This is a genomic window from Pseudomonas sp. CP-1, from assembly GCF_021213715.1.
GTDB lineage: Bacteria > Pseudomonadota > Gammaproteobacteria > Pseudomonadales > Pseudomonadaceae > Pseudomonas > Pseudomonas aeruginosa.
Genome location: NZ_JAJQKY010000002.1, coordinates 415,039 through 439,865, shown reverse-complemented (window position 1 = coordinate 439,865; position 24,827 = coordinate 415,039). Strand labels below are relative to the sequence as shown.

The window sequence follows — 24,827 nt, the reverse complement described above, 5'->3', positions numbered from 1 at the left end:
GGCATTTCCCTGCCACGGCGCCGTTCGGCGCCGTGAATGTTCGTTTCAGAAAAGCCACCTGCCGCCCCCTGCCCATGCGCCACGACCCTCGGCGGCCGCTTTCCCGCACGCGGAAGAGGGGCTGTTCCAGCGCGGACGGGCAAACCGGTAGCGCCCGGGCAACCCTTCGAAATTGAAAAAGCCTGATGCATCGGGCTGGTCAATAACTGCGCAATCGACTAAGCTATTTTCGAATTCGAACAAAACTACGTTCACTTTCGACTTCAGGGCCTTTCACATGAGTCAAGCGCACACCCCCTCCGCTCCACTCGCCGAAGTCTACGATGTCGCCGTGGTCGGCGGTGGCATCAACGGTGTAGGGATCGCCGCCGACGCAGCCGGGCGCGGCCTGTCCGTGTTCCTTTGCGAACAGCACGACCTGGCCCAGCACACCTCCTCGGCCAGCAGCAAGCTGATCCACGGCGGCCTGCGCTACCTCGAACACTACGAATTCCGCCTGGTCCGCGAAGCCCTGGCCGAGCGCGAGGTCCTGCTGGCCAAGGCGCCGCACATCGTCAAGCCGCTGCGCTTCGTCCTGCCGCACCGTCCGCACCTGCGCCCGGCCTGGATGATCCGCGCCGGCCTGTTCCTCTACGATCACCTCGGCAAGCGCGAGAAGCTGCCCGCCTCGCGCGGCCTGCGCTTCACCGGCAGCAGCCCGCTGAAGGCCGAGATCCGCCGTGGCTTCGAGTACTCCGACTGCGCGGTGGACGATGCGCGCCTGGTGGTGCTCAACGCAATCTCCGCCCGCGAGCACGGCGCCCACGTCCATACCCGCACCCGCTGCGTCAGCGCCCGTCGCAGCAAGGGACTCTGGCACCTGCACCTGGAGCGCAGCGACGGCAGCCTGTATTCGATCCGCGCCCGCGCCCTGGTGAACGCCGCCGGCCCCTGGGTGGCGCGCTTCATCCAGGACGACCTGAAACAGAAGTCGCCCTACGGTATCCGCCTGATCCAGGGCAGCCACATCATCGTGCCGAAGCTGTACGAAGGCGAGCACGCCTACATCCTGCAGAACGAAGACCGCCGCATCGTCTTCGCCATCCCCTATCTGGACCGTTTCACCATGATCGGCACCACCGATCGCGAGTACCAGGGCGACCCGGCCAAGGTGGCGATCAGCGAAGAGGAAACCGCCTACCTGCTGCAAGTGGTGAACGCCCACTTCAAGCAGCAACTCGCGGCCGCCGACATCCTGCACAGCTTCGCCGGCGTGCGTCCGCTGTGCGACGACGAGTCCGACGAGCCTTCGGCGATCACCCGCGACTACACCCTGTCGCTCTCCGCCGGCAACGGCGAGCCGCCGCTGCTCTCGGTGTTCGGCGGCAAGCTGACCACCTACCGCAAGCTGGCCGAATCGGCGCTGGCGCAGCTCCAGCCGTTCTTCGCCAATCTCGGCCCGGCCTGGACCGCCAAGGCACCGCTGCCGGGCGGCGAGCAGATGCAGAGCGTCGAGGCGCTCACCGAGCAACTGGCCAACCGCTACGCCTGGCTCGACCGCGAACTGGCGCTGCGCTGGGCGCGCACCTACGGCACCCGGGTGTGGCGCCTGCTGGACGGGGTCAATGGCGAAGCCGATCTTGGCGAGCACCTGGGCGGCGGCCTGTATGCCCGCGAAGTGGACTACCTGTGCAAGCACGAGTGGGCCCAGGACGCCGAGGACATCCTCTGGCGCCGCAGCAAGCTCGGTCTGTTCCTCTCGCCGAGCCAGCAGGTGCGCCTCGGCCAGTACCTGCAGAGCGAGCATCCGCATCGCCCGCGGGTGCATGCGGCCTGATCGCCAGCCAGAAACGTCGAGGCCCGCTTTTGCGGGCCTCGTTCGTTATGGAAGGGTACGGGACGATCCGGGCATAATGCGCGACGCCACCAAGCCGGTGGCGCCGCCGCAGTCGAGAATCCCGTGGACCTGATGTTCAAGGCGCTGATCGGCGCCGCCGTGGTCGTGCTCCTCGCCGTCCTGTCGAAGACCCGCAACTACTACATCGCCGGCCTGGTGCCGCTGTTTCCCACCTTCGCCCTGATTGCCCACTACATCGTCGGCAAGGGCCGTTCGCTGGACGACCTGAAGACCACCATCGTCTTCGGCATGTGGTCGATCATCCCCTACTTCGTCTATCTCGCCGCGCTCTACCTGCTGGTCGAGCGCTTCCGCCTGGAGACCTCGCTGGCCCTGGCGGCGCTGGCCTGGCTGGTGGCGGCAAGCGTGCTGGTGGGCCTCTGGGTACGCCTGCACGCCTGAGACCGCGAGCGCGGCTTCAGAGCTGGACGACGCTGGCCTGCCGATGGGCCTTCAGGTAAGGCACCACCGCCGCCAGCAACGGCTCCTTGAAGGCTTCCTGGAAGCGATGGGCGAGACCGGGGATCAGCTTCAGCTCCGAGCCACGGATATGCGCCGCCACGTGCACGCCGTGCATCACCGGCAGCAGCGGATCGGCGGTGCCATGGATCACCAGGGTCGGCACCTGCAGACGGTTCAGCAGCGGCACCCGGCTGGGTTCGGCGAGGATCGCCAGCAATTGCCGCTGCACGCCTTCCGGGTTGAACGCGCGGTCGTAGGAACGTGCGGCCTGCAACAGGAGCTGCTGGCGATCGTCGCGCACTTCCGGACTGCCCAGCGCCGCCAGCAGGTCGGCCTGCTGCTCGACCGCCTGCTCGCGGCTGGCCGCCTCGCGCCGCGCCAGCAGGCGCAGCAGCGACTCGCTGGGTGCCGGCAGGCCTTCGGCGCCGGAGCTGGTCATCACCAGGGTCAGGCTGAGCAGGCGCTGCGGCGCCATGTCGGCGATGTGCTGGGCGATCATCCCGCCCATGCTGGCGCCGAGCACATGGGCCTGGGGGATATCCAGCGCATCGAGCAGATGCAGGGCATCGCCGGCCATGTCGGTGAGGGTATAGGGCGCGCTGACCGGCAGGCCGAGGCGATAACGCACCACTTCGTAGGTCAGCCGCGAGCTGGGCACCGGCACGTTCCAGGCCGACAGGCCGACGTCGCGGTTGTCGTAGCGGATCACCCGGAAGCCTTGCTCGCACAGGGCGCTGACCACCTCGTCCGGCCAGTGGATCAGTTGCCCACCCAGGCCCATCACCAGCAGCAGGGCCGGATCGCTGTCGCGGCCGATGCTCTGGTAGGCCAGGCGCACGTCGCCCAGTTCGACCGTCTCGGTAGGTACGCGTGCGTCGCAACGCGCCGCCGCAAAGGAGGAGAGGCTGCACAACAAGGCGGCCAGGAAGATGAAAGCACGCATGAAGAAAACCCAGAACGCAAAACCCCAGTGGAGCGCGATTCTGATTAAATTTCGTCCAGCGCGCTGCCACAGTAGCGTGACAGTTTGATGAATGCCGCCAGGCGGTCGTGGCGTTGTGGCTCTGCGGCGTTGCGCCGCTGCTCCGGGCCGCCGTCCCGTGTGCCGGGCTATTCTCCCCGTCGCTCCACGATCGCGCGCTCTGCGGGATCGAGGCCATCGCTTGTCGACAGCCCCTGGCGTATGAGACAAACTCAACGAATCCGCACCGCTATCAAGTTTTGCTCATACAGAGGCCGCCATGCTCGAACTTCGCCACCTCAAGACCCTGCACGCGCTGCGCGAAGCCGACAGCCTGGTGGAAGCCGCCGAGCGCCTGCACCTTACCCAGTCGGCGCTGTCGCACCAGTTCAAGGAACTGGAAGAGCGCCTGGGCATGCAGTTGTTCGTGCGCAAGACCAAGCCGGTACGCTTCACCAGCGCCGGGCTGCGCCTGCTGCAACTGGCCGACTCGCTGCTGCCCCAACTGCGCACCGCCGAGCGCGACCTGGCGCGGCTCGCCGGCGGTACCGCCGGACGCCTGCACATGGCCATCGAATGCCACAGTTGCTTCCAGTGGCTGATGCCGACCATCGACCAGTTCCGCGACGCCTGGCCGGAAGTCGAACTGGACCTGGCCTCGGGCTTCTCCTTCGCGCCGCTGCCGGCCCTGGCCCGCGGCGACCTCGACCTGGTGGTGACCGCCGACCCGGTCGAGTTGCCCGGCATCACCTACGTGCCACTGTTCACCTACGAAGCGCTGCTGGCGGTGGCCAACCAGCATGCCCTGGCTGGTCGACCGTACGTCGTCCCGGAGGACCTGGAGCGGGAAACCCTGATCACCTATCCGGTGGAACGCGATCGTCTCGACGTCTTCACCCGCTTCCTCGACCCCGCCGATGTGGAGCCGGCGCAGGTGCGCATAGCCGAGCTGACCGTGATGATGATGCAGCTGGTGGCCTCCGGTCGCGGCGTCTGCTGCCTGCCGAACTGGGCCCTGCACGAGTACAGCTCGCGCGGCTACGTGACGGCCCGGCGCCTCGGTGAAAAGGGCCTGTACTGCACGCTCTTCGCCGCCATCCGCACGGACATGTTCGATGCGCCATTCATGCGCGACTTCCTGCTCACCGCCAAGGACACCTCCTTCGCCACCCTCGAAGGGGTCAGCGCCGCCAAGGGCTGAGCGGCTCAGAACAGCGGCAGCTCATAGGTCAGGTACAGGCGGTTCTCGTCGATGTCGCGGCTGAAGGCCGAACGGTAGGTAGCGTTGCGCCAGACCAGCCCCAGTCCCTTCAGCGGACCGCCCTGCAACACGTAGCGCAGGTCGCTGTCGCGTTCCCACTCGCGACTGCCGTCGGCGCCCTTCGGTTTCGCGCCATGGCCGCTGAAATAGCGCGTCATCAGGCTCAGGCCGGGCACCCCGAGCGGCGCGAAGTCGCAGTCGTAGCGCAGTTGCCAGGAGGACTCGCCAGCCTCGGCGAAGTCGTTGTACTGGCCGAAATTGACCAGGTACGGATCGGTCCCCTCCAGGTAGGGGAAGCCGTGGTCGCCACTCATCCGCTGGTAGCCCAGGCCGAAGGCCTGGCCGTTGCGCAGGCGGTAGGTGAGCGACCCGCTGAAGGAACGGTTGTCGATGCGCCCGCCGCGAGCGCCGCCGGTATCCCGGCTGAGCGCCAGGCGCAAGTCGCTCTCCAGGCTATCCGCGGCGACGCCGATGCGCCCCTTGAGACCGAGGAAATGCTGGGCGTAGACCTGCTCCAGTTCGCCATAGTGGTAGCTGCCGGTCCAGTCCGGGGTGATACGGTAGTCCAGGCCAGCCAGGTCGAAACGGTCCGCCTGCGCCGCGCCGGCGAAACGCCGGTTGCGGTTGAACAGCGCCAGGTCGCTGGTGCCCGCCTCGTTGCGCTGGCTGACCTCGGTCAGCCGTCCCAGGTTCAGGCTCAGTCCGCTCAGTTCGCCGGAAGTCAGCAGCGCGCCCTGGAACACCTGGGGGAATAGCCGCCCGTAGTTGGGCTGGATGGTCGGTAGCTTCGGCACCAGGCCGCCGACCTTCAGCTCGCTGCGCGACAGGCGCAGCTTGGCGGTCGCGTCCAGCCGCGCGTAGTCGCCCGCCGCGCTGCCATCGTCGCGAAGCGGAAGCAGGCCGGTGCCGCTACGCCCCGCGCCGGAATCGAGCCGGACGCCGAGCTTGCCCAGCAGGTCGAGACCCACGCCGAGGGTGCCCTCGGTATAGCCCGAGCGGTAGTCGAAGAGAAAGCCCTGGGCCCACTCCTCGCTTTTCGCACGCCCCACGCCATCGCGGAAGTCGCGGTTCATGTAGAAGTTGCGCAAGGCCAGGCTGGCCCGCGAGTCTTCGAGGAAGCCCTCGGCCAGGGCGGGAACGCTATCGCCGGCAAGGATCGGCAGCAGGAAAAACGCGCATTTCTTGTTGTTGTTCATACGCACTCCGGACGGGCGCCTGGGCGCCTCTTTTTCTAGGGGGAACGGTGTCTCATCGGCAGCGCTCGATCACCATCGCCACGCCCTGGCCGAGCCCGACGCACAGGCTGACCACCGCGTAGCGCCGCTCGATGCGTTGCAGCCCGCGGGCGGCGGTGAGCACCAGGCGCGCACCGGAGGCGCCGAGCGGATGGCCGAGGGCGATGGCGCCGCCATGGGGATTGACCCGCGGGTCCTCGTAGTCCAGGCCGAGCAACTTCAGGCAGGCCAGGACTTGCGGCGCGAAGGCTTCGTTGATCTCGATCAGGCCGACCTCGTCCAGGTCGATGCCGGCGCGTTGCAGCGCGCGGAGGATCGCCTGCTGCGGGCCGATGCCCATCAACCGGGGCTCGACGCCGACGCTGGCGCTGGCGAGGATCCGCGCCAGCGGCCGGATGCCCTCGCGCTCGCCGATCGCGCGATCGCCCAGCAGCACTACCGCCGCCCCGTCGTTGATCCCCGAGGCATTGCCGGCGGTCACTACCCCGCCGGCGAACAACGCCGGCAAGCGCGCCAGGGCCGCCAGGTCGGCCTGCGGCCGCGGATGCTCGTCGCGCTCCACCAGCCGCGTCTCGCCCTTGCGTCCGGCACGCACCTCCACCGGAAGGATCTCGCCGAGGAAAAAGCCCTCCTCCAGCGCAGCCTGGTAGCGCGCCTGGGAAGAAGCGGCGAAACGGTCGGCGTCCTCGCGGGCGATGCCGAAGGCGCGGGCCACGTTGTCGCCGGTCTCCGGCATGCTGTCGTTGCCATAGCGCTCGACCAGCCTGGGGTTGGCGAAGCGCGCGCCGATGGTGCTGTCGAAGACCTCCAGCGTGCGGCTGAAGGCGCTCTCCGCCTTGGCCATGACGAACGGCGCCCGGGACATGCTTTCGGCGCCGCCGGCCAGGTACAGCCGGCCCTCGCCGCAACTGATCGCGCGCGCCGCGTCGATCACCGCCGACAGTCCGCTGGCACACAAGCGGTTGACCGTCTGCCCGGGCAGCCGCGCCGGCAGGCCGGCTGCGAGCAGCGCGTTGCGCGCCAGGTTGCGGCTGTCTTCGCCGGCCTGGTTGGTGCAACCGAGGATCACATCCTCCAGGTCGTCGACGGCGAACCCGGAGGTTTCCGCGAGACGCGCCAGCAGCAGGCCGGCCAGGTCGTCCGGACGCACCGTCGAGAGTGCACCGGCATGCCGGCCGAAAGGCGTACGCAGGCCGGCGTAGATATAGGCATCGAGCATGGTGTGTTTCTCCGCGAAGGGATCAGGAGGCCAACGGGCTGTCCGGCTGGCGCAGGGAAAGGCCCAGTTGGGCGCGCCGGCGCAGCCAGGGGCTGGGGCGATAGCGCGGGTCGCCGCTGAGCGCATGCAGGCGTTCGAGGATGCGCAGCACGCGCCCGGCACCCATTCGGTCGCCCCACTCCAGCGGCCCCAGCGGATAGCCGAGACCGAGGCGCACCGCCAGGTCGATGTGCTCCACCGAAGCGATACCCTGCTGGGCGATGTCACAGGCGAGATTGACGATCGAGGCGAGGGTGCGCTGGACGATGAACCCGGCGCTGTCGCGAATCAGCGTGACGCCCACGCCGTCCCGTGCGAACAGGGTGCGAGCGGCCTGCTGCAGCTCCGCTCGGGTCGCCGGGCAGGCCATCAGGCAGCGGTGTCGCTCCAGGTCCGACAGCACGTCGATGGCCAGGCTGCGCGTCGGATCGACGGCGAACCGCCGCGCTGCGGCGCTGACGTCGGCGCCCAGTGGCGCAAGCAGGCACAACGCCGCCCCGGAAGGACGCTCGCCGCTCTCCACCTCGGCGCCCAGACGTTGTAGCAACGTCAGCAATGGCGCGCGGTCATGTTCGTCGTCGACGCCCAGCCACACCGGCGGCAACGCCGCGCCTGGCGCAACCGCCGGGGCGGCGGCGGGCACCTGCCCAGCGCCGTCGTAGCGGTAGAAGCCCTGGCCGCTCTTGCGCCCCAGGCGGCCGGCGGCGAGCATCTCGCGCAGCAAGGGATGCGGACGATAACGCGGCTCTTCGTAGTACTGCCGGTAGATCGACTCCATCACCGGCAGGCTGACGTCCAACCCGACCAGGTCGAACAACTCGAACGGGCCCATGCGGAAGCCGGCGCCCTCGCGCAGGACTTCGTCGATCGCCGCCACCGGCGCCACGCCCTCGCCGAGGATACGCAGCGCCTCGGTGCCGAAGGCCCGTCCGGCATGGTTGACGATGAAGCCGGGGCTGTCCGTGGCACGCACCGACTGGTGGCCGAAGGTCGCCACCAGGGCGCACAGTCGCTCGGCGATGCCGGTGCGGGTGGCGAGACCGTCGATCACCTCCACCAGACGCATCAGCGGCACCGGATTGAAGAAGTGCAGACCGGCGACCCGGCCGGGATCGCGACAGGCCGAGGCGATCGCGGTAACCGACAGCGAGGAGGTATTGCTGGCGAGGATCGCTTCGTCGCCGACCACCTCTTCCAATTGGCGGAACAACGCCTGCTTGGCCTCCAGGTTCTCGACGATCGCCTCGATCACCAACTGGCAGCCGCGTAGGACCCGCAAGTCCTCGACCACCCGCAGATTGCCCATCGCGCGCGCGGCAGCCTCCGCCTCCAGCCGGCCCCGCTCCACCTGCCGGGCAAGGACCGTGGCGATCTGCTCGCGTGCTTGCAGTGCCGCACCCTGGCGGCTGTCGTAGAGCAGCACCGACAGCCCGGCACAGGCAGCGAGCTGGGCGATGCCCTGGCCCATGGCACCGGTACCGACGATACCGATGAGAACGATCGGTGGCTCGCTCATTTTCCCAGGTACTCCGCTGTGCGTTTTTCCAGGAAGGCACGCATGCCCTCCTTCTGGTCGTGGCTGTCGAACAGCAACTGGAAGGCCTTGCGCTCCAGCGCCAGGGCCTGGTCCAGCGGCAGGTCGGCGCCGGCCAGGACCACTTCCTTGATCTGCGCCAGCGCCAGCGGCGGCAGGCCGGCGATCTGGCGAGCCAGTTCGAGGGCGCGATCCAATGCCTGGCCATCCGCCGCCACCTCGCTGACCAACCCTATGGCCAGGGCCTCCGGCGCCCGTACCGTGCAACCGGTAAACAGCATGCGCAGCGCCTGGAACTTGCCCACCGCTCGCACCAGGCGCTGGGTGCCGCCGGCGCCGGGCATCACGCCGACACGGATTTCCGGCTGGGCGAAGCGCGCCGAGGCACCGGCGACGATCAGGTCGCAGTGCATCGCCAACTCGCAGCCTCCGCCCAGGGCATAGCCCTCCACGGCGGCGATCAGCGGCTTGCGGCAGGCGGCGAGGGCCTGCCAATGGCGCTCCACCCCGCGCTGCTGGATCTCCAGCGCGGACGCCTCCGCCAGTTCGTTGAGATCGGCGCCGGCGGCGAACGCCGTGCCATTTCCGGTGAGGACGATGACCCGGGTATCGGCGCACTCGTCGAGGCGCCGTACGTGCTCCGCCAGAGCCTCGCGCAGGCGCATGTTCAGGGCGTTGAGCACTGCCGGGCGGTTCAGTCGCAACAGGGCCACGCCCTGCTCCGGCCGCTCCAGCAGCACGAGTTCGGGGCTCACCGCCCCAGGGGAGGAATCCATGGCCATCTCCAATTGCCCGGGGATTGAGTTGCACGGCGCAGGCCGTGCCGTGCGGGGTTTCAGGCGCGGACGATGCCGCGCCGGACCAGCGCGTCGATCGCCTCGGCGCTCAATCCCAGTTCCGCCAGGACTTCCCGAGTGTCTCCGCCCAGCACCGGCGGCGCGGCGCGGTAGCTGGCCGGGGTGCGCGAAAGCTTCACCGGAGAGGCGATGCCGCGATAGCCCTCGAGTTCGACGACCATCCCGCGATGGCGGGTGTGCGGGTGTTCCACCACCCGATCCACCGTGGCGATGGCTCCGCAGGGCACGCCGAGACGGATCAGCCGCTCGGCCAGCTCGCGACCGTCGTGGGCCGCCAGGTAATCCTCCAGGGCGCGCTTCAGCGCCTCGCGGTTGACCGAGCGCTTGCCGTTGTCGGCGAAGCGCGGGTCCCCCGGCAGTTCATCGGCTCCCAGGTACTCGCACAGGCGGGCGAACTGGCGGTCGTTGCCGACGGCGAGGAAGATCGGCTCGGTACCGGTGCGGTAGCTGTCGTAGGGCGCGATGTTCGGATGGGCGTTGCCGCTACGCCGGGGCGTACGTCCGGAAGCGAAGTAGTTCGGCAGGTGCGGGTGCAGCAGGGAAATACCGCAGTCGTACAGGGCGATGTCCACCGACTGCCCGCGCCCGCTGACCTGGCGCTCGTGGAGGGCGAGGAGGATGCCGGCCATGGCGTTCAGCCCGGTGACCATGTCGACGATCGGCAGGCCGATGCGCAACGCGTCGCCGCCGGCCTCGCCGTTCACGCTCATCAGTCCGGCCATCGCCTGGATCGCCGCGTCGTAGCCGGGCAGGCCGCCGAGCGGGCCGTCGGCGCCGAAGCCCGATACCGCGCAGTGGACCAGCCGCGGGAAGCGCTGGCGAAGCACCTCCTCGTAGCCGATCCCCCAGCGCGCCAGGGTGCCGGGCTTGAAGTTCTCCAGCAGTACGTCAGCGTCCTCCAGCAAGCGCAGCAGCAGCTCGATGCCCTCCGCCGTCGCCAGGTCGACGGCGATGCCCTTCTTGTTGCGGTTCACGCCCTTGAAGTAGGACGCCGTGTCGCCCTCGAAGGGTGGCCCCCAGCCACGGGTCTCGTCGCCGCCGAGGGGTTCCAGCTTGATCACCTCGGCGCCGTGGTCGGCCAGCGCCTGGGAGCAGTAGGGTCCGCCGAGGACCCGGCTGAGATCGATGATTTTCAGGCCACGCAGGGCGCCCGTCTGATTGGTCATGGCGACTCTCTGGTTGTTGTGAGCGGGAATGCGGGCAGTCAGGCCGGCAGCAATTGCATGGCTTCGGCCTGGCTCAGCGGCACCTCGCCGACCACCCTGGCCAGCAGTTCGGCCTGGTCGGTCCAGCCCTCCAGGCGCAGCGGGTCGCGCGGCAGCAGCTTGTGCCGGGCGACCAGGAAGGCCAGGGCCAGGCGGCGCTGGTCGGGTGCCTGGCGGCTGGCCTCCCAGGCCATGAAGATCGCCGTGCACAGGTGATAGAGGGCGCTGCCGGCCTGGCGCACCTGCTCATCCTGGCGGCGCTCGGCGACGTCGGCCATGGTCGCGACCACTCGCACCAGCAGTTCGTCGAAGAGGTCGCGGGCGTCCCCTGGCAGGTCGCTGTCATCCAGCAGCCGGCGCAGGTGGCGCTGCAAGGGTTCGAGCGCCTGTTCGCGGCTCGCCGCACGGGCGACGTCCAGCGCCACGATGTTGCTGGTACCCTCCCAGATCGACCCCAGGTGGGCGTCGCGCACCAGGCGCGGGTCGCTCCACTCCTCGATGTAGCCGACCCCGCCGCGCACCTCCATGGCGTCGCCGGTGACCCGTCGCGCATCGCGGCAGGCGCGGAACTTGATCAGCGGAGTGAGGATCCGCACGCATTTCTGCGCCTCGACCTCGCCGCCATCGGCGCGCGGCAGCAGCGTGGCGATCTGCATGAACATCGAACGCGCCTGTTCGGTGGGCAGCATCATCTTCAGCAACTGCTTCTGCATCAGCGGCATGTCGATCAGGTGCTTGCCGAAGGCGTGCCGATGGCGGGCGACGAACAGCGCCTCGCTCAGCGCCCGGCGCATCAGCCCGGCGGCGCGCACGCCGTTGGACAGGCGCGACATGTTGACCATGTCGGCCATCTGCTGGAAGCCGCGGCCGATCTCGCCGATCAGGTAGGCGCTGGCGCCTTCCAGGCGGACTTCGCCGCTGGCCATGGAGCGGCTGCCCAGCTTGTCCTTCAGGCGGACGATGCGATAGGCGTTGCGCGTGCCGTCCTCGCGGACCTTCGGCAACAGGAACAGGGTCACGCCCTTCATTCCTTCCGGCGCGCCTTCGGGCCGGGCCAGGACCATCGCCAGGTCGGCGTCCGGGTTGGAGCAGAACCACTTGTCGCCGTAGAGCTTCCACTCGCCGCCCTGCTCCCGCGCCACGGTACGGGTCCGCGCCACGTCGGAGCCGGCGGCCTGCTCGGTCATGAACATGGCGCCCTGGAACAGCTCGTCGAAATCCCGCGAGGCGAGGGACGGCAGATAGCGCTCAACCAGTTCCGGCGCGCCGAACCTGCGCAGGGTGCGGGTCAGCGAGTCGGTCATGCTGACCGGGCAGCAAAGGCCGAACTCGGCCTGTACGAACAGGTGGGTGAGCGCATACTTCACCAGCGGCGGCGGGCCGTCCGGGCGATGGCTCATGGAAGCCAGGCCGAGTTCGGCATAGGCCACCCGTTCGAGGGCGACGTAGTCCGGATGCTTGCGAATGCTCTGCAAATCCTCGCCGCGGCGGGTGCGCGGCGCCAGCACCGGCGGGTTCTTGTCCGCCGCCAGCGCCAGCACGTCCAGCTCGCCGCCGGCACGGGCGCCGAGCCGTTCGAGGAGCGGCCGCCATTCGGCGAGCAACGCCGGCGGCAGGTATACCTCCAGCAGCCGCTCCAGGGCCGGATCGCAGGTGTAGAGATTCAGCCCACGGCTGTCGGGGATGTTCAGCGTATCTTCGCGAAGTACTTCGGGCATGGCGGTCATGGCGCGGCTCCTGCTTGTCTTGCGCCGAGACTAGGCGAGTGGTTCGATAAGCATCCAATACAAAAAAAATCATCGACGATAAGAAAAACAGATCGTAGAACCAGGTGCCTGCCATGGATCTCAGACAGCTTCGCTACTTCATCGCGGTCGCCGAGGAACTGCATTTCGGTCGCGCCGCGGCTCGCCTGTTCATCTCCCAGCCGGCGCTGAGCTTCGACATCAAGAAGCTGGAGGAACAGCTCGGAACCCAATTGCTGCTGCGCAACAACAAGTCGGTGAAGCTCACCGGCGCCGGCCAGGTCCTGCTGGTGGAAGCGCGCAACCTGCTGCTGCAGGCAGAGAAGGTGAAACGCCTGACCCAGCTATCCGCCGAGGGCGACGTCGGCCAGCTGCGCGTCGGCTTCGTCAACTCCATGCTCTACCGCGGCCTGCCCAGGGCCATGTCCCGCTTCGAACGGGAGCACCCGAACATGGAGGTGGTGCTCGGCGAAATGAACAGCGCGGAGCAGGCCCAGGCGTTGCAGCGCGGGCAGATCGACCTGGGCTTCGTGCACTGGGGCAGGCTGCCGGCGGAAATCGTCTCCGAACCCTTGATCAGCGACCCGTTCCTCTGCTGCCTGCCCGCCGGGCACCGCCTGGCAGGCCAGGCGCGTCTGGACCTCGCCGAACTGCGCGACGAAGACTTCATCCTCTTCCCGCGCCATGTCTCCCCGCACTACCACGACCTGATCATCGCCCGCTGCGTGGACGCCGGCTTCAGCCCGCGCATCCGCCACGAGGCGCGCCTGTGGCAGACCGTCGCCGCCATGGTCGGTCTCGGCATGGGCGTCGCGCTGATCCCGGAGACCCTCTGCCTGGCCTGGCGGAACGAGGTGCGCTACCTGGAGATCGAGCCGGCCGGCGCGCGTTCGGAGATCCACGCGATCCTTCCGGCCAGCGAACCTTCCCGGGCGGCGCAGGCGTTCCTGGCGACGCTGAAGAGCGGCCTGGACGACGCCTGAGCGAGGGCTGACGGAAAACGTCGATATGGAATCCCTTATCGAGCCATAAGATTAAAAGACTATTGATTTGCGGGGGTGCCACCTAGACTCCGAGGCACCCGGGTCAACACCGACGCACGCTCTCCATCCACGGAAACCAGCGTTTCCGCCCCGCCTTTCAGCGAAGGGCGGTAGGGAGCGGCGTGTCGGCGAGAACAACAATAAACAGGACTCGACCCATGCCGCGCACGCCCTCTCCCGAAGACGCCGACCTGCACAAGAAGGCCCGCAGGGCCGGTATCGCCTCCTTCATCGGCACCACCATCGAGTGGTACGACTTCTACATCTACGGCCTGGCCGCCGCCCTGGTGTTCGGCAAGGTATTCTTCCCCGCCGACATGGATCCGGGCCTGGCCACCCTGCTGTCCTTCGTCACCCTCTGGTCGGGCTTCATCGCTCGCCCGCTGGGCGGGATCATCTTCGGCCATCTCGGCGACCGCATCGGCCGCAAGACCACCCTGGTGATCACCCTGATCATGATGGGCATCGCCACGACCTGCATCGGCCTGTTGCCGGTCTATACGCAGATCGGCATCTGGGCGCCGATCTCCCTGGTGGCGCTGCGTATCGTCCAGGGCATCGCGGTCGGCGGCGAGTGGGGCGGCGCGATCCTGATCGCCAGCGAAAGCGCGCCCAAGGGCAAGGGCATCCTGTACGCCGCCTTCGCCCAGCAGGGCTCGCCCACCGGCAACCTGCTGGCGACCCTGGCGTTCTTCGCCCTCAGCGCCCTGCCCGCCTCGGACTTCATTCTCTGGGGCTGGCGCGCGCCGTTCCTGCTCTCCGCAGTGCTGGTCATCGTCGGCATGGTGATCCGCCTGAAGCTGGAGGAGTCGGAAGACATGAAGCGCGTGCTGGCGCAGAAGCGCACGGTGAAGCTGCCGCTCGCCGAGGTGCTGGGCAAGCACTGGAAGATCGTCCTGCTCGGCGCCGGCGTGCTGCCGATCATCCACGTCACCTACTTCAAGAGCACCTTCGCCCTCTCCTGGGCGACCAAGACCCTCGGCTACAGCCAGGGCACCTTCCTCAGCATCATCGTGGTCGCGCTGGTGGTGCAGTTCCTCAGCCAGCCGCTGGGGGCGCTGCTCACTTCGCGCATCGACATGCGCAAGGCGGCATGCCTGATGGTGCTGCCGGAGTTCATCCTGATGCCGGCGATGTTCTTCGCCGTGGAAACCAAGGTCTACTGGATCGCCGCGGTCGGCATGTGCCTGGCCACGGTGCCGCACGCGATGTTCTACGGCGCGGTGGGCGGTATCCTCGCCCGAGCCTTCCCGGCGCGGGTGCGCTACACCGGCCTGTCGCTGGCCTACCAGCTCTGCTCGCTGCTGGTCGGCGGCGGTACGCCGGTACTGGCCCAGTGGATTCTCAACAGTACCGGCAGCATCGTCGGCGTGGCCCTGGCCTCGGCCTGCTACGCGCTGGTCTCGCTGGCCTGTACCCTGGCCCTGTTGCGGATCACCGGGTTCCACGCCAGCGACCTGTCGACCGCCGAGCGCGCCGACGCCGAGGACTTGCAGCGGCCCGCAGCGGTCGAGCGGGAACCGGTGTTGCGCGCCCCCGCCCGGCTACTGGGCGGCGATCCCGGCTAGCCGGCACCGTCCATGCGCCGCTCGTGCTCCAGCAACCAGCGCTTGCGCCACAGGCCACCGCCATAACCGGTCAGGGAACCGTCCGAACCGATGACGCGGTGGCAGGGAATCACGATGGCGATCTGGTTGGCTCCGTTGGCGCGGGCCACGGCGCGCACCGACGACGGCGAGCCGATGGACCTGGCCAGCCCGGCGTAGCTCTGCGTGCTGCCGCACGGTACCTCGCGCAGCGCCTGCCAGACCGTGCGGGTGAAGGCCGAGGCGTTCAGCGCCAAGGGGGTCTGGAAGCGCACTGGAGTACCGCCGAAGTAGTCGGCGAGTTCCGCCTCGATCCTGTCGATGGAGGCGAAACGGCCGAAACCGATGCTCGATCCGCTGCTCTTCTGCAGGCGTTTCAGCTCCCCGCTCAACGCCGGGCGGTCGAAGAATTCCAGCAGGTGCAGGGCCTGCGCATCGGCCACCGCGAGCATGGCGCCGAGCGGGGTCTGCAGCCAGTCCGCCTTGAGCAGCTCGCGCCCGCGCAACTGCGACGGCGTCTCGCCCAGCAGCCGCGCGAAGGCGCTACGGAAGCCGCTGTCGGAGTCGAAGCTGGCATCCAGTTGCGCGTCGATCACCCGCGCGCCCGAGGACAGCCGCTCGGCGACCTGGCCAAGACGGCGCAGGCGAGCCATTTCCAGAAAGGTCACGCCGAACTCGCGCTTGAAAGCACGGCGCACGGTGGACGGGTCATAGCCCAGCGCCGCCAGGTCGTCTTCGAACCAGCGCCGCTGCGGTTGCCGACCGAGGCGCTGGAGCAGGTCGCTGACCAGCGGCCCCTGCGTGCCGAGCCGTTCCAGCGGCCGGCAACGCAGGCAGGGCCGGAAGCCGGCCTCGACGCAGCCCTTGATCGAATCGAAGAACAGGGTGTTCTCGCGCTTCGGCTTGCGCGCCGGGCAGGTCAGGCGGCAGAACACCCCGGTGCTCTTCACCCCGACGAAGGCGAAGCCATCGTAGGCGGGGTCGCGCGCCAACAGCGCGGCATACAGGGTGTCGTCATCGGGAAGGGGAAGGAACAACGCTGCGTCGGACATGGCCGGCTCCGGAATCAGGGAGGCGATGGATAGCCACTCTAGGCCAGGAGCCTGCGCCTTGCCGCCGCGAAACGGGCGTCGATTCTTTCTCAGCCCTCCTCGAAACGCATCTCCGGCGGCGGCTCGCGGAAACCGTGGGTGATCGCCGCCAGGTACACCGCGCCCAGCGCCAGCCAGCAGAGGCCGAGGATGATCGCCAGATGGTCGAGGCTGGCCATCAGCCACAGGTCGGCGACCAGGCCGATGCCAGGGAATACCAGGAACAACAGGGTTTCCCGTGGACCGCGGCGCTCGGCGCCAAGGTAGTAGTGGAAGACCACCGACAGGTTGACCAGGCTGAAGGCGAGGAAGGCGCCGAAGTTGATGAACGACGTGGAGGTGGTCACGTCCATCTGTAGCGCCAGCAAGGCCACCACACCGCACAGGACGATGCTGTTCACCGGCGTCTCGAAGCGCTTGCCGAGACGCCCGAAGAACGGCCGCGGAAGGACGCCGTCGCGGCCCATGGCGAAGAGCAGGCGCGAGGCGCTGGCCTGGGCCGAGAGGCCGGAGGTGAACTGGCCGACGATCAGGCCGACCAGGAAGAAGGTCACGAACAGGTCGCCACCGATGTTGCGGGCGATCTCGTAGGCCGCCGAGTCCGCGCTGTCGAAGGCGAACGACGGGTGCGCCAGTTGCACGAAGTACGAGGTGACGATGAAGATCAACCCGCCCAGCAGGGTGATCAGCAGGATCGCCCGCGGGATGTTGCGCCGCGGGTCGCGGGTTTCCTCGGTCAGGGTACTGACCGCGTCGAAACCGAGGAACGAGTAGCAGGCGATCGCCGCACCGCTCATCACCAGCGGCACCTGCAGGTCGCCACCGAGCAACGGTTGCAGCGACCATAGCGGCTTGCCCGGGTCGCCCAGCACGTAGTGCACGCAGAGCGCGACGAAGGCGCCGAGGACCAGGAACTGCACCAGCATCAGCAGGCCATTGACGTTCTTCGCCAGGCGCAGACCGACGATGTTGATCGTCGTGGTCACGCCGATGAACGCCAGCACCCAGACCGCGTTGGGTACCGCGGGAAAGGCCGAGTGCAGGTAGGCGGCACCGATCAGCCAGATCGCCATCGGCAGGAACAGGTAGTCGAGCAGCACCGCCCAGCCGGCGATGAAGCCGAGCCGGGAATCGATGGCCTTGCGCACGTAGGTATAGGCCGAGCCGGCCACCGGGAAGGCCGCGGCCATGCGCCCGTAGCTGAGGGCGGTGAAGAGCATCGCCAGGGAAGCGGCGATGTAGGCGGCGGGAACGTGTCCCTGGGTGGTCTCGGCGAGGATGCCGAAAGTCCCGAGGACGATGATGGGGGTCATGTAGGCGATGCCGAACAGCACCACGGAACCCAGCGACAGGGTGCGCTTGAGTCTGGCCATTACTGCTTACTCCGGAATTATCGTTTGTTATGGCAGTGGCCCGCAGCCGGCCGGGCCGCGGGGCGCAGGGGCCTCCCCTCACCCGGGAGACCGGCGGACGCTCGGGCGCCCATCGTTGTGCTACGGCTTTCCGGGCCGATCCTCGCCCGCTCGCTGGCGGGCGGAGGACGACGCGACGCTCCTGTCGCGCCGCGGTGAATCAGGGAATCAGCAGCTCGCGCAGGCCGTCCGGGTGCTCGCGGCGCTCGCCGGGCAGGACCAGGCGACGCTCTTCGAGGTAACGGTAATCCCGACGCGCATCCTGCAACCGGCCGAGGTCCAGTTCGACGATCTGCCGGCATTCTTCGCGCCCGGCCTCGCAGAGCAACTGGCCATAGGGATCGACCACCGCGCTGCCGCCGGCGAAGACCAGCCCGCCGTCGCCATGCCCGACGCGGTTGACCATCACCGCGTAGGCCTGGTTTTCCATGGCGCGGGCCATGATCGCAGTGCGATGGGTCGGGCCATAGGGGTCCATGTTGCCATTGGTCACGATGATCAGTTCCGCACCCAGTTGGCCGAGGGCCCGCGCGCTTTCCGGGAACTCGATGTCGAAGCACACCAGCAGGCCGACCCGGATGCCGTTCCACAGGGCGGTGGCGTAGCGGTCGCCAGGCGTGAAGATGCCGCGGTCGGAGGCCCACAGGTGGGTCTTGCGGTATTTCAGGGCGATGCCGTCGGGAGCGATCAGCAGGGTGGTGTTGTAATAGCGGCCGGCGTCCGCCTCGGCGATGCCGATCGCCACCGAAACGTTACATTCACGGGCGACGCGCTGCACCGCGCTGACCGTCGGGCCGTCGAGCGGCTCGGCGAGGGCGGCGATGTTGTCTTCGCTGGGGAAGCCGGTCAGGTGGGTTTCCGGGAACACCACCAGTTCGGTGTCCGCCGCACAGTCGGCGATGGCCGCCAGGGCGCGTTCCAGGTTGTGCGCGGTGTCGCCATCGCGACCGGCGATCTGGACGAGTTCGACTTTCATCGGAATTCCTTGTTGTTCTCGGCGCTGTTCGGCACGCGCGCTGTTCGTATGCAGGGGTCGGCACAGTATGCTTGGCGTTCCCCGCGCCGATAATTACGTCCGAGGGTTAACCCAACAGGGGTAGAAGATGAGTTTCACCTTGCAGGACATCGCCTGGCACCGCTCCGTCGGGCAACTGGTCGAGGCGCTGGATGCGCCGGACTTCTGGATTCGCCTGGTACGCCTGCTCGAACAGTACGTTCCGTTCGACAGCTGGGTGGCCCTGCTGTTCAGCCAGGGCCGGCCACAGGTGTTCGCCGAATGCCCGGGCGCCGACGGCGGGCCGGATCCGCTGTTCCAGGACTACCTGCGAGGCCTCTACCTGCTCGACCCGTTCTACATCGCCAGCCGCGAGAACCCGTGCAGCGGCCTGTTCCGTCTGGCCGACGTGGCACCGGAATGCTTCGAGCAGACCGATTACTACCAGCGTTACTTCCGCCTCAACGTGGTGGCCGATGAAATCCAGATCAACGTCCAGCTCTCCGGCGAACGCACCCTCTGCCTGTCGCTCGGCTCGCGGCGCCGCTTCACCCCCGAGCAACTCGCCGTGCTCGGTCTGGTGCGGCCCTGGGTGGCCGGGCTGATGCGCCAGCGCCTGGCCTTCGAGGACGAAGTGTTGAACAGCCCCGCGGCGCCGGAGCCGGGCTGGCAGGGTTCGCTGGAGAAGGTCGCGGAGCAGATGGGCACGCCGCTGACGGCGCGCGAACTGGAGGTCGGCAGGCTGATGCTCAGCGGCTGCTCGAGCAAGGAGATCGCCCGCAAGCTGGCGATCTCGGCGGAAACCGTGAAGGTCCACCGCAAGCACATGTACGGCAAGCTCGGCATCAAGTCGCAGTCCGAGCTGTTCGGCCTGTTCCTCCAGGCCCAGGGCTGACGGGACGGGCGACCGTCCCGTCGCCGCTCAGCGGCGCTTGATCTTCGGCTTCGGCCGGCCCTGCACGCACTTGAAGCGCGGATTCGACTTGCAGATCACGTAGAGCCGGCCACGGCGCTTCACCACCTGGCAATCGCGATGGCGCAGCTTGGCCTGTTTCAGCGAGGCGAGGACTTTCATCAGGCCCCCTTGCCGCCGACGAAGCCGGCGAAACGCTTGTTGAACCCGGCCACGCGGCCTTCGCTCTTGGTCTTGCGCTGTTCGCCGGTGTAGACCGGGTGCGAGGCGCTGGAAACGTCCAGCGTCACGTAGGGATAGGTCTTGCCGTCGGTATGGGTATGGGTCTTGTCGGTCTCCGCGGTGGAGCCGATCAGGAAGTACACGTCGGCCGAGGTGTCATGGAACAGGACGGGACGGTATTCGGGATGGATGCCGGGTTTCATGGGGATGCCTCCTACATAATGTTATATAGTTACATATTACTCCGATAAGAATAATTCGCAACTCCGGAAAGAGTTCCCGGCGACCATTCGGCCGCTCGACCATCCAGACACAATTATTAGCTTGCTTTCTATCCCCGTTTGTTTCCCATAATCAGCGCTTGGTTAGCGCGGGGGGAACCCGTCGTAGACGCCTCGAAGAAGGTGACTACCATTTTGAACCGAAGCCTGAAGATTGGAGACATGATGAATCTGTCGCTACTCAGTCGCTATGCGTTTTTCGCCTGTATCGCCCTGTTCACCTTGCTCAGCCTGCCGTTCCTCGGCAGCACCGAATGGCTCTGGCCGTTCACCCTGCTGGGCGTGGCCCTGAGCCTGCTCGGCCTGTTCGACCTGATCCAGACGCCCCACGCGGTGCGCCGCAACTATCCGATCCTGGGCAACATCCGCTATCTGGTGGAAGGCATCCGCCCGGAGATCCGCCAGTACCTGCTGGAAGCCGACGGCGACGCCCTGCCCTTCTCCCGCGCCCAGCGCTCGCTGGTCTACTCGCGGGCGAAGAACGAAAGCTCGGAGAAGCCCTTCGGCACCCTGATCGACGTGTACACCGCAGGCTACGAATTCATCAGCCACTCGATGCGTCCGGCGCCGCTCAGCGATCCCTGCGAGTTCCGCGTCGACATCGGCGGGCCACAATGCAGCAAGCCGTACTCCGCTTCGCTGTTCAACGTCTCGGCGATGAGTTTCGGCGCCCTCAGCGCCAACGCCATTCGCTCGCTGAACCGTGGCGCGCAGATGGGCAACTTCTACCACGACACCGGCGAGGGCAGCATCAGCCCCTATCACCGCGAGAACGGCGGCGACCTGGTCTGGGAACTGGGCAGCGGCTACTTCGGGTGCCGCACCCGCGATGGCAAGTTCGACCCCGAGCGCTTCGCCGCCCAGGCCCTCGACCCGCAGGTGAAGATGATCGAGATCAAGCTCAGCCAGGGCGCCAAGCCGGGACACGGCGGTATCCTGCCCAAGCACAAGGTCACCCCCGAGATCGCCGCCACCCGTGGCGTGCCGATGGGTGAGGATTGCGTTTCGCCGTCGCGCCACAGCGCCTTCTCCACGCCGATCGAGCTGATGCAGTTCATCGCCCAGCTGCGCGAACTGTCCGGCGGCAAGCCGGTCGGCTTCAAGTTCTGCCTGGGCCATCCATGGGAGTTCATGGGCATCGCCAAGGCCATGCTGGAGACCGGCATCCTCCCCGACTTCATCGTCGTCGACGGTAAGGAAGGCGGCACCGGCGCGGCGCCGCTGGAGTTCACCGACCATATCGGCGTGCCGCTGCGCGAAGGCCTGCTGTTCGTCCACAACACCCTGGTCGGCCTCAACCTGCGCGACAAGATCAAGGTCGGCGCCAGCGGCAAGATCGTCAGCGCCTTCGATATCGCCAGCGTCCTGGCCACCGGCGCGGATTGGGCCAACTCGGCGCGCGGCTTCATGTTCGCCATCGGCTGCATCCAGTCGCAGAGCTGCCATACCAACAAGTGCCCGACCGGCGTCGCCACCCAGGACCCGCTGCGCCAGCGCGCGCTGGTGGTGCCGGACAAGGCCGAGCGGGTGCACAACTTCCATCGCAACACCCTCAAGGGCCTGGCCGAGATGCTCGCCGCGGCGGGCCTGGAACATCCCTCGCAGCTCGAAGCCAAGCACCTGGTGCGACGCATCACCGACACCGAGATCCGCCTGTTCTCGCAGCTGCACTACTTCCTCAAGCCGGGCGAACTGCTTTCCGGCAAGATCGAGGGCGAGTTCTACGAGCGCATGTGGAACATGGCGCGGGCCGACAGCTTCGACGCGGCGGCCTGAGCCGCCGCCCTCGCACGCAAGAAAAAGCCGGAGGCATCGCTGCCTCCGGCTTTTTCATGTCCGCGTAGATCAGCCCAGCAGGATGGTCGCCCAGGTCACGGTGATCACGGTGAGGGCCACGAACTGCGCGGCGCTGCCCATGTCCTTGGCATTCTTCGACAGAGGGTGGCGTTCCAGCGAGACGCGGTCGACGGTGGCCTCGATCGCCGAGTTGAGCAGTTCGACGATCAGCGCCAGCAGGCACGCCGCGATCATCAGCGCGCGTTCGCCGCGACTGACGTCGAGGAGGAAGGCCACCGGGATCAGCACCACGTTGAGCAGCACCAGTTGGCGGAAGGCGGCTTCACCGCGGAAGGCGGCGAGGAAACCTGCGAGGGAATAGCCGGTGGCGTTGAGGATACGCTTGAGGCCGGTCTGGCCTTTGAAGGGGGAAGGCGACACGTCGGGTTCTCATCGATTCGGAAGGCCGGCAGTCTAGCCGCCGGCTGGTCAAAAAAGCGTTAAGCCGTCTCTCAATGAGAAGCGGGAACCGTCTCCATTTGTTGCAGCAGCAGCGCGGCCTGGGTCCGGGTGCGCACGTTGAGCTTGCGGAAGATCGCCGTGACGTGGGCCTTCACCGTCGCCTCGGAAACGTTCAGGTCGTAGGCGATCTGCTTGTTCAGCAACCCTTCGCAGACCATGGTGAGTACCCTGAACTGTTGCGGGGTGAGGCTGGCGAGCCCGGCGCTGGCGGCCTTGGCCTCCTCGCTGAGGGCTTCGGCGGCGGCATCCTGCGGCGGCCACCAGGTGTCCCCGTCGAGCACCGCGCGCACCGCCTGCTGCAGGGTTTCCAGCGGACTGGACTTGGGTATGAAGCCACTGGCGCCGAACTCGCGGGAGCGCTGCACCACCGCGGCCTCCTCCTGTGCCGAGATCATCACCACCGGCACCTGCGGGTATTGCCCGCGCAACAGCACCAGGCCGGAGAAGCCATAGGCCCCCGGCATGTTGAGGTCCAGCAGGACCAGATCCCAATCGGCCTTCTCGTTCAGCCGCGCTTCCAGTTCGGCGATGCTGGCGGCTTCCACCAGGCGCACGTCGGGACCCAGCCCGAGGGTGAGGGCCTGGTGCAAAGCGCTGCGAAACAGGGGGTGATCGTCGGCGATCAGGATCTCGTAAGAAGCCATGACATGTCCTAGTTTGTTCGGCCCAGCCGAGGCGGCGCTCAGGATGCCGACCGAGGGCGGACCGGTCAAGCCGAATGAGGGATACCTCGTACACCGCGTTCGTCTTTTCAAACACCCCGGCTTGCTGGCAGAGTGGCGGACCCTCCCCGCCCCGTCGAGCGAGCCATGCGAAGCCAAGCCCTGCGTGCCGATGTCCTGATGCTGATCACCGCCATGATCTGGGGGGTGTCGTTCGTCGCCCAGCGCCTGGGGATGGACGCCATCGGGCCGTTCCTCTATACCGGCCTGCGCTTCGTCCTCGGTGCCCTGGTGCTGGTGCCACTGCTGATGCTGCGCTCGCGACGCGACGGCGCGCAACCCTTCAATCGCGGACAGTTGCTCGCCGGTGTGATCCTCGGCGTCGCCCTGACCACCGGGATCAACCTGCAGCAGGTCGGCCTGCTGTTCACCAGCGTGACCAACTCCGGCTTCATCACCGGGCTCTACGTGATCGTCGTGCCGTTGCTCGGCCTGCTGTTCGGCCAGCGCACCGGCGCGGGCACCTGGCTGGGGGCGTCGCTGGCGGTGCTCGGCATGGCCCTGCTGAGCATCGGCCCAGGCTTCCAGGTCGCCTCCGGCGACTGGCTGCAACTGGCCGGCGCGGTGGTCTGGGGCGCGCACGTCCTGCTGGTAGGCCTGTTCGCCAGCCGCTACGACCCGATCCGCCTGGCCTTCCTGCAGTTCGCCACCTGCGCGGCGGTCAGCCTGCTGCTGGCACTGGTCTTCGAGGAAATCCACTGGGACGCCATCGTCCAGGCCGGTCCCGCCCTGCTATACGGCGGCCTGCTCGGCGTCGGCACCGGCTTCACCCTGCAGGTGGTGGCGCAGAAGCACGCCATCGCTTCCCATGCGGCGATCATTCTGTCCCTGGAAGCGGTGTTCGCCGCCATCGCCGGCGCCCTGTTCCTCGCCGAGACCCTGCACCTGCGCGGCTATTTCGGTTGCGCGCTGATGCTGGCGGGCATGCTGGTGGCGCAGTTGTGGCCGCGCAAGCTCGCCGCCGAAGCGCGCCCGGCCTGACGCTCAGCCACGGAACGGCGCCAGGGCACGGTGCGCCGGGCTGGCCTCGTCCAGCGGAATGTGCCGCTTGGCGCCCAGGTAGCGCTCGCTGAACACCTCCAGGTAGGCGCCGAGCGCCTCGCCCGCAGCCTCGTCGCCAGCAAGCTCCAGGCACAGCGCCGCCACTTCGGCGGTGCACAGGTGCTCGCCACGGGTCGAGCGACGCAGGCGATAGCGCGAGAGCTGCTCGGGCAGCAGGCTGAGCACCGGGAACGGCTCCAGGTAAGGACTCTTGCGGAACATCTTGCGCGCCTCGGTCCAGGTCGCGTCGAGCAGGATGAACAGCGGTCGCTTGCCTTCCGCCAGCGGGGCGACCTCGTTCACCACCCGCTCCGCCGCCACGTATTCGCCGGGGAACACCAGGTATGGCTGCCACTGCGGGTCGGCCAGCAACTCCAGCAAGCGCGGGTCGACCTCGGTGCGCGACCAGCCGAAGGCGAAGGTGTCGGCCACGGTATCGGCGATCAGCCAGCCGGTGTTGGTCGGTTTCAGCGCCTCGATGTCGTGCATGACCAGGCACATGCCTGCGCGCGCCTCGACCCGCGGCCGCCAGGCGCACATGCAATAGCTCGGCAGCAGCCGACAGCCTTCGCAGCGCGGCATGCGCGAACCGCGCGCGACGAAGGGTTTCAGGCTGCGCGCCAGGCGCTCCTGGCGCAAGCGGGAAACGGCATGGCTCATCGGGCAGGCTCCCGATACGGAAAGGACGGGCGAAGGAACATCGAAGACTCGAGGAAACGGGCTGGAAAGCGACCGCGAAATTCTATCAGAGCCCGCGTGGCTCCTGCTTTGTCGGACAACTTCCGAGGCCGCGAAAAAAAATTCTTCACAGGGGCCTCAGACGTCTAGTT

The 24,827-nt window shown here is 67.7% G+C and carries 23 protein-coding genes; 8 read left to right on the top strand and 15 right to left on the bottom strand.

The window, feature by feature from the left end; genetic code table 11:
* The first annotated feature begins 277 nt into the window (after positions 1–277).
* Positions 278–1,816 carry a glycerol-3-phosphate dehydrogenase gene (gene glpD / locus LT948_RS05895; RefSeq protein WP_003109717.1) on the top strand — a complete coding sequence of 513 codons (1,539 nt, stop codon included), beginning with the start codon at positions 278–280 and terminating at the stop codon, positions 1,814–1,816.
* A gap of 132 nt (positions 1,817–1,948) precedes the next feature.
* Positions 1,949–2,278: a GlpM family protein gene (locus LT948_RS05890; protein ID WP_003119370.1), complete on the top strand. Its 330-nt coding sequence runs from the start codon at positions 1,949–1,951 to the stop codon at positions 2,276–2,278.
* 16 nt (positions 2,279–2,294) lie between these two features.
* Here the strand turns inward: LT948_RS05890 and LT948_RS05885 are convergent, their stop codons facing one another.
* Positions 2,295–3,281: an alpha/beta fold hydrolase gene (locus tag LT948_RS05885; protein WP_003098462.1), complete on the bottom strand. Its 987-nt coding sequence runs from the start codon at positions 3,279–3,281 to the stop codon at positions 2,295–2,297.
* A gap of 298 nt (positions 3,282–3,579) precedes the next feature.
* Between LT948_RS05885 and metR the strand changes: the two genes are divergently transcribed.
* Positions 3,580–4,500 (top strand): transcriptional regulator MetR, encoded by a 921-nt coding sequence (metR, locus tag LT948_RS05880; protein WP_003092181.1) that lies wholly within the window; start codon positions 3,580–3,582, stop codon positions 4,498–4,500.
* A gap of 5 nt (positions 4,501–4,505) precedes the next feature.
* Here the strand turns inward: metR and LT948_RS05875 are convergent, their stop codons facing one another.
* The 6 genes from LT948_RS05875 to LT948_RS05850 are packed head-to-tail and all read right to left on the bottom strand — an operon-like array spanning position 4,506 to position 12,376.
* Positions 4,506–5,756 (bottom strand): OprD family porin, encoded by a 1,251-nt coding sequence (locus LT948_RS05875; protein ID WP_023092587.1) that lies wholly within the window; start codon positions 5,754–5,756, stop codon positions 4,506–4,508.
* Between the two features lie 52 nt (positions 5,757–5,808).
* The gene (locus LT948_RS05870) at positions 5,809–7,014 is read right to left on the bottom strand and encodes a 3-oxoadipyl-CoA thiolase (protein ID WP_003109714.1); all 1,206 of its coding nucleotides are present in this window, start codon (positions 7,012–7,014) and stop codon (positions 5,809–5,811) included.
* Positions 7,015–7,036: 22 nt separating this feature from the next.
* Positions 7,037–8,569 (bottom strand): 3-hydroxyacyl-CoA dehydrogenase, encoded by a 1,533-nt coding sequence (locus tag LT948_RS05865; protein WP_023092585.1) that lies wholly within the window; start codon positions 8,567–8,569, stop codon positions 7,037–7,039.
* Complete coding sequence (locus tag LT948_RS05860) at positions 8,566–9,363, bottom strand: enoyl-CoA hydratase (RefSeq protein WP_023092584.1); 798 nt, start codon at positions 9,361–9,363, stop codon at positions 8,566–8,568. The genes LT948_RS05865 and LT948_RS05860 overlap by 4 nt, the downstream gene beginning before the upstream one ends.
* A gap of 59 nt (positions 9,364–9,422) precedes the next feature.
* Positions 9,423–10,610: a CaiB/BaiF CoA transferase family protein gene (locus LT948_RS05855; RefSeq protein ID WP_023092583.1), complete on the bottom strand. Its 1,188-nt coding sequence runs from the start codon at positions 10,608–10,610 to the stop codon at positions 9,423–9,425.
* A gap of 38 nt (positions 10,611–10,648) precedes the next feature.
* Positions 10,649–12,376, bottom strand: a complete 1,728-nt coding sequence (locus tag LT948_RS05850; protein ID WP_023092582.1) for an acyl-CoA dehydrogenase family protein — start codon at positions 12,374–12,376, stop codon at positions 10,649–10,651.
* A 113-nt stretch (positions 12,377–12,489) separates the two neighbouring features.
* Here LT948_RS05850 and LT948_RS05845 point away from each other — a divergent pair, with 113 nt between their 5' ends.
* Positions 12,490–13,377 carry a LysR substrate-binding domain-containing protein gene (locus tag LT948_RS05845; protein WP_003092195.1) on the top strand — a complete coding sequence of 296 codons (888 nt, stop codon included), beginning with the start codon at positions 12,490–12,492 and terminating at the stop codon, positions 13,375–13,377.
* A 218-nt stretch (positions 13,378–13,595) separates the two neighbouring features.
* Positions 13,596–15,005, top strand: coding sequence for an MFS transporter (locus tag LT948_RS05840; protein ID WP_003098472.1), 1,410 nt, complete (start codon positions 13,596–13,598; stop codon positions 15,003–15,005).
* Here LT948_RS05840 and LT948_RS05835 read toward each other — a convergent pair.
* The 3 genes from LT948_RS05835 to LT948_RS05825 all read right to left on the bottom strand — a co-directional run bounded on the left by LT948_RS05835 (position 15,002) and on the right by LT948_RS05825 (position 18,502).
* Positions 15,002–16,075 carry a bifunctional transcriptional activator/DNA repair enzyme AdaA gene (locus LT948_RS05835; RefSeq protein ID WP_023092581.1) on the bottom strand — a complete coding sequence of 358 codons (1,074 nt, stop codon included), beginning with the start codon at positions 16,073–16,075 and terminating at the stop codon, positions 15,002–15,004. The genes LT948_RS05840 and LT948_RS05835 overlap by 4 nt on opposite strands.
* A gap of 89 nt (positions 16,076–16,164) precedes the next feature.
* On the bottom strand, positions 16,165–17,487 hold the full coding sequence (locus LT948_RS05830) for an APC family permease (RefSeq protein ID WP_003109706.1): 1,323 nt from the start codon (positions 17,485–17,487) through the stop codon (positions 16,165–16,167).
* Between the two features lie 199 nt (positions 17,488–17,686).
* Positions 17,687–18,502, bottom strand: a complete 816-nt coding sequence (locus LT948_RS05825; protein WP_073656922.1) for a carbon-nitrogen hydrolase family protein — start codon at positions 18,500–18,502, stop codon at positions 17,687–17,689.
* A gap of 127 nt (positions 18,503–18,629) precedes the next feature.
* Here LT948_RS05825 and LT948_RS05820 point away from each other — a divergent pair, with 127 nt between their 5' ends.
* The gene (locus LT948_RS05820) at positions 18,630–19,415 is read left to right on the top strand and encodes a helix-turn-helix transcriptional regulator (RefSeq protein ID WP_003092207.1); all 786 of its coding nucleotides are present in this window, start codon (positions 18,630–18,632) and stop codon (positions 19,413–19,415) included.
* A gap of 27 nt (positions 19,416–19,442) precedes the next feature.
* Here LT948_RS05820 and ykgO read toward each other — a convergent pair whose 3' ends face one another.
* Together ykgO and LT948_RS05810 are read right to left on the bottom strand one after the other, a co-directional pair.
* Positions 19,443–19,595, bottom strand: a complete 153-nt coding sequence (gene ykgO / locus LT948_RS05815; protein ID WP_003092209.1) for a type B 50S ribosomal protein L36 — start codon at positions 19,593–19,595, stop codon at positions 19,443–19,445.
* Entirely contained in the window at positions 19,595–19,858 is a 264-nt protein-coding gene (locus LT948_RS05810; RefSeq protein ID WP_003092213.1) for a type B 50S ribosomal protein L31, read from the bottom strand. Before LT948_RS05810 ends, ykgO begins: the two co-directional genes overlap by 1 nt.
* A 243-nt stretch (positions 19,859–20,101) precedes the next feature.
* On the opposite strand from LT948_RS05810, the gene LT948_RS05805 reads away from it, so the two are divergent.
* Positions 20,102–21,712 (top strand): FMN-binding glutamate synthase family protein, encoded by a 1,611-nt coding sequence (locus LT948_RS05805; protein WP_023092578.1) that lies wholly within the window; start codon positions 20,102–20,104, stop codon positions 21,710–21,712.
* A 69-nt stretch (positions 21,713–21,781) separates the two neighbouring features.
* On the opposite strand, the gene LT948_RS05800 is transcribed toward LT948_RS05805, so the two are convergent.
* Positions 21,782–22,153 carry a diacylglycerol kinase gene (locus LT948_RS05800; protein WP_023092577.1) on the bottom strand — a complete coding sequence of 124 codons (372 nt, stop codon included), beginning with the start codon at positions 22,151–22,153 and terminating at the stop codon, positions 21,782–21,784.
* 71 nt (positions 22,154–22,224) lie between these two features.
* Positions 22,225–22,878, bottom strand: a complete 654-nt coding sequence (gene erdR, locus LT948_RS05795; protein ID WP_003092229.1) for a response regulator transcription factor ErdR — start codon at positions 22,876–22,878, stop codon at positions 22,225–22,227.
* A 132-nt stretch (positions 22,879–23,010) separates the two neighbouring features.
* Between erdR and LT948_RS05790 the strand changes: the two genes are divergently transcribed.
* On the top strand, positions 23,011–23,937 hold the full coding sequence (locus LT948_RS05790) for a DMT family transporter (RefSeq protein ID WP_003119360.1): 927 nt from the start codon (positions 23,011–23,013) through the stop codon (positions 23,935–23,937).
* Between the two features lie 3 nt (positions 23,938–23,940).
* Here the strand turns inward: LT948_RS05790 and LT948_RS05785 are convergent, their stop codons facing one another.
* Positions 23,941–24,657, bottom strand: coding sequence for a tRNA-uridine aminocarboxypropyltransferase (locus tag LT948_RS05785; protein ID WP_003109705.1), 717 nt, complete (start codon positions 24,655–24,657; stop codon positions 23,941–23,943).
* Positions 24,658–24,827: the final 170 nt, after the last annotated feature.